General features: G+C 62.9%; 7 protein-coding genes and 2 pseudogenes. 4 read left to right on the forward strand and 5 right to left on the reverse strand.

Annotated features, from left to right (window positions below):
- The 5 genes and pseudogenes from QOC89_RS12095 to cysS all read right to left on the reverse strand — a co-directional run.
- Positions 1-496 (reverse strand): annotated as a pseudogene (locus QOC89_RS12095) (aspartate kinase); the annotation flags it as partial.
- Positions 497-880: 384 nt separating this feature from the next.
- The gene (gene tilS, locus QOC89_RS12100; RefSeq protein WP_323045230.1) at positions 881-2,383 is read right to left on the reverse strand and encodes a tRNA lysidine(34) synthetase TilS; all 1,503 of its coding nucleotides are present in this window, start codon (positions 2,381-2,383) and stop codon (positions 881-883) included.
- A 48-nt stretch (positions 2,384-2,431) separates the two neighbouring features.
- Complete coding sequence (locus QOC89_RS12105) at positions 2,432-3,403, reverse strand: acetyl-CoA carboxylase carboxyltransferase subunit alpha (protein ID WP_128589679.1); 972 nt, start codon at positions 3,401-3,403, stop codon at positions 2,432-2,434.
- Positions 3,404-3,660: 257 nt separating this feature from the next.
- Positions 3,661-4,746: a DNA-3-methyladenine glycosylase gene (locus QOC89_RS12110; RefSeq protein ID WP_323045231.1), complete on the reverse strand. Its 1,086-nt coding sequence runs from the start codon at positions 4,744-4,746 to the stop codon at positions 3,661-3,663.
- 47 nt (positions 4,747-4,793) lie between these two features.
- A complete protein-coding gene (cysS, locus tag QOC89_RS12115; protein ID WP_323045232.1) occupies positions 4,794-6,191 on the reverse strand; it encodes a cysteine--tRNA ligase in 1,398 nt (465 codons plus the stop codon).
- Between the two features lie 255 nt (positions 6,192-6,446).
- Between cysS and QOC89_RS12120 the strand changes: the two genes are divergently transcribed.
- The 4 genes and pseudogenes from QOC89_RS12120 to QOC89_RS12135 all read left to right on the forward strand — a co-directional run.
- Positions 6,447-7,181 (forward strand): tetratricopeptide repeat protein, encoded by a 735-nt coding sequence (locus QOC89_RS12120; RefSeq protein WP_323045233.1) that lies wholly within the window; start codon positions 6,447-6,449, stop codon positions 7,179-7,181.
- A 69-nt stretch (positions 7,182-7,250) separates the two neighbouring features.
- The gene (locus tag QOC89_RS12125; protein ID WP_323045234.1) at positions 7,251-7,832 is read left to right on the forward strand and encodes a peptidylprolyl isomerase; all 582 of its coding nucleotides are present in this window, start codon (positions 7,251-7,253) and stop codon (positions 7,830-7,832) included.
- A gap of 166 nt (positions 7,833-7,998) precedes the next feature.
- Positions 7,999-8,493, forward strand: a pseudogene (locus QOC89_RS12130) (peptidylprolyl isomerase).
- Between the two features lie 47 nt (positions 8,494-8,540).
- The coding region (locus QOC89_RS12135) for a metallophosphoesterase (protein ID WP_323045235.1) at positions 8,541-8,883 on the forward strand (343 nt) is incomplete at its 3' end.

Below are 8,883 nucleotides of genomic sequence, written 5' to 3' on the forward strand. Positions count from 1 at the left end.
CTTTCAACGCGGCAGCGACTGCGACAGCGGATGTATCCGAACCGCCGCGGCCGAGCGTGGTGATGTGGCCGTCAGGATCGATACCCTGGAAGCCCGTGATCACCACCACCTTGCCCGCTTCGAGATCACGCAGCACGCGCTCGCCGTCGATTTCGCTGATGCGTGCTTTCGTGAACGCGCTATCCGTTTTGACCGGCACTTGCCAGCCGGCATAGCTGACCGCGTCGACGCCGGCTTCCTGCAGCGCAATGGCGAGCAGCCCCGAGCTGACCTGCTCGCCGGTGGCGGCGATCATGTCGAGTTCGCGGGGGCTCGGCTGACTCGTGATTTCTTTCGCGAGACCGAGCAAGCGGTTGGTTTCGCCTGACATTGCCGACGGCACGACGACCATCTTGTGGCCGGCCTTGTGCCATTTCGCGACGCGCTTGGCGACGTTCTTGATGCGCTCGACCGAGCCCATCGAGGTGCCGCCGTATTTATGTACGATGAGTGCCATTGTCGTTCTGAACTGGAGGATAAACCGCGCTGGCGCGCTGGAGACGACCGCACAAAAGCACCGGAGCGCAACGTCTTGTGAACGACGGCAAAGTGTGTGGCGGCGTAAATGCAGCACGCGTGCAGCACGCGCGGATTTGCCCGGGAATGATCGCTAGAGGCTTACCGGAGACGACGGATCACGATCGCAAACCGACAAAATTGACAAAAGCGACGGCGAAATCGGGTCGGGCAAACAAGCTAAATTACCCGATCGGGCGCAAAAAAACAAGCTGGAACGGCCGTCGAACAGTCCCTATTACGCGCTGGGAAGGCTTGTCCGGTGCGGCTTTGCGCGCTATTTACAGATTCATTGGATCGATTGCGTCGATGTCCGACCGGCCGGTCAGGCAACCAGCCAATCCTCGCGCCAGATGATCCGGATACGCGCTTCGGCCGCATCTAACTGCTCGGGCAACGCGGCGCGGTTCACACCGAGCAAAGGCACGAACAGCAGTTCGTCACCGATGTAAAGCAGCGGCACGTCGCGTTTCCATGCGGGAATGCCGCGCTCCTGGAACAGGTTTTTTAGCGTGCGGCGTGGCGTGCCCGGTGCGGCGCCCGTGCGCATCCGTTCGCCGCCGCTGCGTGAGCGTGCGCTCAACAGCGCTCGGCGTAGAACGCTGATGGGAAGCGTAGTGGAATCGTCGGACGCTGCGTTGCCCGCTGCGTCGCTGGCACCATCACTATCAGCACCGGCATTGGCACCGGCATCCCGATTGATAGCGACTTCGACAAACACGAAGGTGCCCCGCCACTGCGGCAAACGCCAGATCGCTTCACCCTGCCATGCGAGTTCGCTGACCTCGCGCATGGCGAGCGCGGTTTCGTCGGCGGGCTCGCTGCTATCGCCCGCCTCCCAATACACAAGCCCGCGATAACTGCGCAACGCCTGCCCCGCGTGATCGATACGCAGGCTATGGCCCTCGCCCGCCGCCCCGACTTCGCGTAACTGGCGCAACGCGTCGACCAGACGCACGGTTGATGCCGCCACGAGACCCAGCTTGCGCATCCAGTAGCGCAGCAGGTTGAGCGCACGATCGTCGCCGAGGGCTAGCAGCGCGTCATGCGATAGCGCACGGCCTTCGTCTCTCACGGCTGCATCGAGATCGATACGCGCAAGATCGTCGAGCAGACGTTGCGCCGATGCCGCATGCGCCGCCGTGCGCGCGAGCGCGTCGCGAAAACCGGGAAAGTGGACGGCCAGCGCCGGTGTCACCTCGTGGCGCAACGCGTTGCGCGCGTAACGTGTGTCCGCGTTCGATTCATCGTCGACCCAGTGCAAATCGCGGGCGTCCGCGTACTGTTCGAGCTGCGCCCGCAGCAGGTGCAGCAAAGGCCGTACGCGCAGCGCAGCGGCACCCGCCGGCAAATACTCGGGCGCCATGGCCGCAAGACCCGCGAGGCCCGCGCCGCGCAGCAACTGCAATAGCACGGTCTCCGCCTGATCGTCCGCATGTTGCGCGAGCCAAAGTGTGTGAATGCCGCGAGTTGTGCACATCGCGTCCAGCGCACGATAACGCGCATCGCGTGCCGCGGCCTCGACGCTCACGCCCGCGTCACGAGACACCTCGACGCGCTGTGCCGCGAATTCGACGCCACGTTCCCGCGCAAACGCTTCACAGTGCGCGAGCCATTCGTCGGCGTGAGGACTGAGGCCATGATGCACATGCAGCGCGACACAACGCGACACGCCCGCGACACGCGCCGTGGCATCGAGCAGCACACTCGAATCGACGCCGCCGCTGAACGCAATCGCAATGCGCGCGCTCGCGGAGAGCCCGGACAGCGCCGCGCCGACCGCCTCGAGAACGAGGCGGTCGGCGGGCGTTTCGGCGCAGGGAGTCACGTTGTTAGCGCGTGAAGCGCTGAAGGACGAAAGAGAACGCGCGCGGGCTTAAGCACCCGGCGTCGTTTCCTTGAACTTGCCGTACGACATCAACCGTTCGAAACGGCGTTGACGCAGGTCGTTGATGCTCATACCCTGGAACTGGCGCAGCGAATCGGCGAGCGCACGGCGCAGCATGGCGGCCATGCCCTTCGGATCGCGATGCGCGCCCCCGAGCGGTTCGTTGACGATCTTGTCGATCAGACCGAGCGCCTTCAGACGATGCGCGGTCAGGCCGAGCGCTTCTGCTGCTTCCGGCGCCTTCGCGGCGCTCTTCCACAGGATCGATGCGCAGCCTTCCGGCGAAATCACCGAATAGGTCGAGAATTGCAGCATCAGCACGCTGTCGCCGACAGCAATCGCCAACGCGCCGCCCGACCCGCCTTCGCCGATGATCGTGGCGATCAGCGGTGTCTTGAGTTCAGCCATCACATACAGATTGCGGCCGATCGCCTCGGACTGGCCACGCTCTTCCGCGCCGATGCCCGGGTAGGCGCCCGGCGTATCGATGAACGTGAAGATCGGCAGGCTGAACTTCTCAGCGAGACGCATCAGACGTTCGGCCTTGCGATAGCCTTCCGGACGCGGCATGCCGAAGTTGCGCAGCGCGCGCTCCTTGGTGTCGCGGCCCTTCTGATGGCCGATCACCATGCAGGCCTGGCCATTGAAACGCGCAAGGCCGCCGACGATCGACAGGTCGTCCGCATAGTTGCGGTCGCCGTGCAGTTCGTGGAAATCGGTGAACAGCTCGCTCACGTAATCGAACGTGTAGGGCCGCTGCGGATGTCGGGCGATTTGCGACACCTGCCACGGGGTCAGGTTCGCGTACAGATCTTTGGTGAGCTGTTGACTCTTCTTGGACAGCCGCTCGATCTCTTCCGAAATATCGACGGCCGAATCGTCCTGCACGAAGCGCAATTCTTCGATCTTCGCTTCGAGTTCAGCGATCGGCTGTTCGAAATCCAGAAAGGTGGTCTTCATTGGTTGTAATCCTTGGACTTACCGGCAGCGCGTATTCTAACCGCGCTCGCCGCTGTCAAAACCATGTCGCAACTATCGACCTCTAGTAATCGATAGATTTTTGAAACAACATGGCCGCTTGTTCTTCTCACGACAACGCCCGGCCGCCACACCCCGGTGTTTCGCCTCGCTGAAAGTCCCCGCCCGGAAGGAAGTCCCGTCGAGCGATTGGGCGATTACTCTCTAGCGGCCTCATGCGATGCGCCGGTTTGAGACACTCAGTAATCGACGGGCAACGGGTCGAGACTACGCCACATATACCAGGTCGCGACAGTACGCCACGGCTCCCAGTTTGCCGCAACCTCACGCGCTTCACTGCGCGTGACCGGCTCGCCGCTAAAGTAGTTGACACTGATTGCACGGATCAGGCCGAGGTCGTCGAGCGGCAGCACGTCAGGGCGCGACAGATTGAAGATCAGGAACATTTCCGCGGTCCAGCGACCGATGCCGCGGATCTGCGTGAGTTCGGCGATCACCGCCTCGTCGTCCATCGAGGTCCACTTGCCGACGTGCAACGCGCCCGACACGAAGTGCTGGGCGAGATCGAGCACGTATTCGGCCTTGCGTTTGGACAGCCCGCACGCGGTCAGCTTGTCCTGACCGAGCTTGATGAACTGCTGCGGGACGAGCTTCGGACACGCCGCCTCGACTTTCGCCCAGACGGCTTGCGCGGACGCCACCGAAATCTGCTGCCCGACCACCGATCGCGCAAGCGTGACGAACGGATCGCCACGGCTCAGCAGATGCACCGGGCCAAACTTCGGAATCAGCTTCTTCAGAATACGATCGCGCTTGACGAGGTCCGCGCACGCCTTGTCCCAATACGCGGGACGGGTGACTTCAGGCGTGAGGCCGCCGATCTGCATGGGCACCGCGAGTTCAGCCGCACTCGCAGCTTCGCCACCCGCACTCGACGACGCACGCGTTTTGCGTACGACTTCGCCTTCGTGCGTGTCGCGCGCGAGTTCCTGCACGTCGTCGGCGAGTTCGGCAGGCAACGCGCCATTGCTCTTTGCGCGCGATGGTTTCGCGCGCGTGGCAACCGGCGCGTGCGCCGACGCGCCGTTCAGCGCGCGCTTGACCGCGGCCTTCTTCGCCGTACCCGTGGTACCCGCGGCAGCCGCCGTTGCCACACCGGCCGCTGTGCGCGCGCCGGTCTTCGCCGCCCCCCCGGTGGTTTTCGACGATGCTTTTTTTACCGCGCTGCCGCCCGTGCGAGCCGACGTTCGTGTCGACTTTGCCGCGGCTGCCGCGTTTGTTTGAGACGTGGCTCGTTTAGCCGGCGTCTTCGTGGCCGTTGCCATCCTGCCTCCTGCCTGGCGAGTCGATCAAAGGGATGGTCGAGCTGCGCTCACACGCGCCGCCACTCGGTCAACCCGCCCGGTTTGTCTTCAAGTGCAACGCCGGCCTCGAGCAATTCGGCCCGGATCCGGTCTGCTGCGGCATAGTCTTTCGCCTGCTTGGCGGCCACGCGCGCCGCGATCTTCGCTTCGATCGCAGCGGGCTCGAGCGCCCCTTGCGCGGCGGCGCCCGCCGCCTGCTGCAGGTATGCACGCGGCTCGCGGCCAAGCAACCCGAGCACTTGCGCGAGCAGCCGCAATTGACGGGCCAGCGCGGGGTCGCGCGTGCGGTTCACTTCAGTTGCCAACTCGAACAACACCGACACTGCAAGCGGCGTGTTGAAGTCGTCGTTCATTGCTGCCTGGAAACGCTGCGCATGCGCTTCGTTCCAGTCGAGCGCCGTGCCGTCCGGCGTGACATCCTTCAACGACGTGTACAAACGCGCGAGCGCGTTGCGGGCGTCGTCGATATGCACGTCGCTGTAATTCAACGGCGAACGGTAATGCGCGCGCGCGATGAAAAAGCGCACGACCTCGGCATCGTACTGCGCCAGCACTTCGCGGATCGTAAAGAAGTTGTTCAACGACTTCGACATCTTCTCATTGTCGATCTGCACGTAGCCGTTGTGCATCCAGTAATTGACGAAGGTTTGTCCGGTGGCAGCTTCGCTCTGTGCAATCTCGTTCTCATGGTGCGGAAACTGCAGGTCCTGTCCGCCGCCATGAATGTCGAAATGTTCGCCGAGCAACGTGCAGCCCATCGCCGAGCATTCGATATGCCAGCCGGGACGCCCACGCCCGTACTTCGACTCCCAGCCGGTGTCGGCCGGTTCGTCCGGCTTCGCCTGCTTCCACAACACGAAGTCGAGCGGGTCCTGCTTCGCGTCGTTCGCGGCGACGCGTTCGCCCGCGCGCAGATCTTCCAGCGACTTGCCCGACAGCTTGCCGTAACCCTGGAACTTGCGCACCGCGTAGTTCACGTCGCCGTCGGCCGCCTGATACGCGTAGCCGTTCGCCTCCAGCGCCTCGATCATGCCGAGCATCTGCGGAATGAAATCCGTAGCGCGCGGCTCGAGATCGGGCCGCTCGATGCCGAGCGCGTCCGCGTCTTCATGCAGGGCGGCGATGAAGCGATCGGTCAGCGACTTGATCGTTTCGCCGTTCTCCACGGCACGCCGGATGATCTTGTCGTCGATGTCCGTGATATTTTGCACGTAGGTCACGTCGTAACCGAGCGTGCGCAACCACCGCTGCACGATGTCGAACACGACCATCACGCGCGCATGACCGATGTGACAATAGTCGTATACGGTCATCCCGCAGACGTACATCCGCACAACGCCCTCTTGCAGCGGCACGAAAGTTTGCTTGTCACGCGCGAGCGTGTTGTAGATGCGCAGTGATTCCATAGAGAACGGTGCGTGGGTCGAAAGAAATCCGCAATGTGCTTCGTGCTGTTTCGTGCATAAGGCGCGCCGCGAACGGACAGCGGGTGCGACCTGCACTGCAACCTGCACAGCAGCAAACCGGTGCACCTGGTGCGGCGGTCAGGCTGCGATCATGGCGGAGACGACCACGAGTGGCGAAAAGACAGTTTGCGGTTCGACGGAACGCGCAGACCTTTTGTTAGAATGGGTCGGAGTATAACATCCAGACCTGAGCCTATGAAACCTTCCAGCGGCCGCGCGCGCAGCGTCGCGACCCTCGCCGCGACGGCATTCTGCGCTGTCGCCCTCACGGTCTTGCCGGGTGCTGGCGCGTACGCGCAGAAAGCGCCCACGCTGCCGCAGGGGCCCGCCGTGCGTGACAACACGCCGGAGATCGATGCGTCGATTGCGCAGAAGAATTGGCAAACCGCGCTCACCCAACTCGACGCGCGCATCGCCTCAAATCCGCGCGACGCGCAGGCCAGGTTCAAGCGCGCCACGGTGCTCGTCCATCTGAATCGCGACGACGAGGCGATCACCGCGTTCACCGAACTCACGCAACAGTACCCCGAGCTGCCCGAGCCGTATAACAACCTCGCGGCGCTCTATGCGAAGCACGGCCGTTATGACGAAGCCCGCGCCGCGCTCGAAACGGCAACCAAGGTGAATCCGGGCTACGGTCTCGCGTACGAAAATCTCGGCGATCTGTATCTGCGCATGGCCAACGCAGCGTACCGTCGCGCGCAGAGCCTCGGCAAGGTAAGCGCCACGACCTCGCAGCGCCTCACCGACATCCAGAACGTCATCTCGCCGCCCAAGGGCAGCACGCCGGTGAAGAAGGCCGCTGCCGCGCCGACCGAAGCCAGCGCCGCGCGCGCCAGCTCCGCCGACATGTCGCAAATGCCGAGCTTCCAGTATGGCGGCGCGAATGGCTCGTTCGCCATGCCGCCCTACATGGCGCCGTCGAAGTAACGCCGGGTCACACCAGGTACACCATCACCGTTTTCGGCAACACGTTTTTTCCAACCCTAAGGGATCTTCATGAAATGGTTGATGTTGGCGCTCGGCAGCGCCGCCCTGATCGCAAACGCCCCGGCCTTTGCCCAGTCCGGTTCGCAGGCCGCGCATCCGTCCGTCCTCTTCAAGACCACGGAAGGCGACATCCGCGTCGAGTTGTATCCTGAGAAAGCGCCGAAGACGGTCGCCAACTTCCTCGACTACGTGAAGTCCGGCCAGTACAGCGGCACGATCTTTCATCGCGTGATTCGCGGCTTCATGATTCAGGGCGGCGGTTATACGCAGAGCTTCGCTGAGAAGCCCACGCGCGCGCCGATCCCGCTCGAAAGCCGGAACGGTCTGAAGAACAGCGCGGGCACGCTCGCCATGGCGCGCACCAGCGATCCGAATTCGGCCACGGCGCAGTTCTTCATCAACACGGTGGACAACGCCGGCCTCGACTATCCGAATCCGGACGGCAATGGCTACGCGGTGTTCGGCAAGGTCACGAGCGGCATGGACGTCGTGAAGAAGATCGAAGGCACGCCTACTACCACGCGCGGCCCGATGGGCGACGTGCCGCAAAAACCGATCGTGATCGAATCGGCAACGGTGGTCGGCAAGTAAGTGCCTGAAAGCAAGCACCAAAGCGCACCAAAGGCAGCACGCAAACAGCTGTCCAGCAATACGTAAGCGCGTCAATCCACGCCCCCGGCGCGGCCCGTCGTCACCGCACCTCGAGTGACGAGCGGCCGCGCCTTTTATCCACCCCCGTTCATCAAAGGATTCCATCATGGTTGAACTACATACGAACCACGGCGTCATCAAACTCGAGCTGGATGCTGAGAAGGCGCCGAAGTCGGTTGAGAACTTCCTCAACTACGTGAAGGCCGGTCACTACGACAACACGGTGTTCCATCGCGTGATCGACGGCTTCATGATCCAGGGCGGCGGTTTCGAACCCGGCATGAAGCAGAAGCCGACCGCTGAGCCGATCACCAACGAAGCGAACAACGGTCTGAAGAACGTCAACGGCTCGGTCGCCATGGCTCGCACCAACGACCCGCATTCGGCAACCGCGCAATTCTTCATCAACGTGAACGACAACGACTTCCTGAACCACTCGTCGCCGACGCCGCAGGGCTGGGGCTACGCCGTGTTCGGCAAGGTCGTCGAAGGCATGGACATCGTCGAGAAGATCTAGAAGGTCAAGACGGGTTCGAAGGGCTTCCATCAGGACGTCCCGGCCGACGACGTCGTGATCGAAAAAGCCGTGATCGTCGACTAAGTGTTCAATCAACGTCGACCCGTTTGAACTGACATCAGGCACCTTCAATGCTGCAAGAAACGCCGCTGCGAAGCGTCGCCGCGGGCGGGCCTGGCGTGGGCAAAAGCCCCCACGCCGCACGCCCGTTTTTTTTCCTCTCCGATATTCATCTGAGCGAGGCGATCCCGCGCACGGTCGCCGCGTTCGAGCACTTCGTTCGCGTCACGGCTGAGCAGGCGGATTCGGTTTTTATTCTCGGCGATCTATTCGAGTACTGGATCGGCGACGACATGCTTGCCGAGCCGTTTGTGGCGCGGATGGCGGCGTTGCTGCATACGTTGTCGGAGCGCGGCATCGCGCTCTACATCATGCACGGCAATCGCGATTTTCTGCTCGGCAAGCGCTTCATGA

Source organism: Paraburkholderia sp., from assembly GCF_034668105.1.
In the GTDB taxonomy this organism is placed as follows: Bacteria; Pseudomonadota; Gammaproteobacteria; order Burkholderiales; family Burkholderiaceae; genus Paraburkholderia.

Coding starts and splice junctions, on each gene's coding strand:
- QOC89_RS12120 (WP_323045233.1), top strand. CDS start 6,447: ATGAAACCTTCCAGCGGCCGCGCGCGCAGCGTCGCGACCCTCGCCGCG.
- cysS (WP_323045232.1), bottom strand. CDS start 6,191: ATGGAATCACTGCGCATCTACAACACGCTCGCGCGTGACAAGCAAACT.
- QOC89_RS12110 (WP_323045231.1), bottom strand. CDS start 4,746: ATGGCAACGGCCACGAAGACGCCGGCTAAACGAGCCACGTCTCAAACA.
- QOC89_RS12105 (WP_128589679.1), bottom strand. CDS start 3,403: ATGAAGACCACCTTTCTGGATTTCGAACAGCCGATCGCTGAACTCGAA.
- QOC89_RS12125 (WP_323045234.1), top strand. CDS start 7,251: ATGAAATGGTTGATGTTGGCGCTCGGCAGCGCCGCCCTGATCGCAAAC.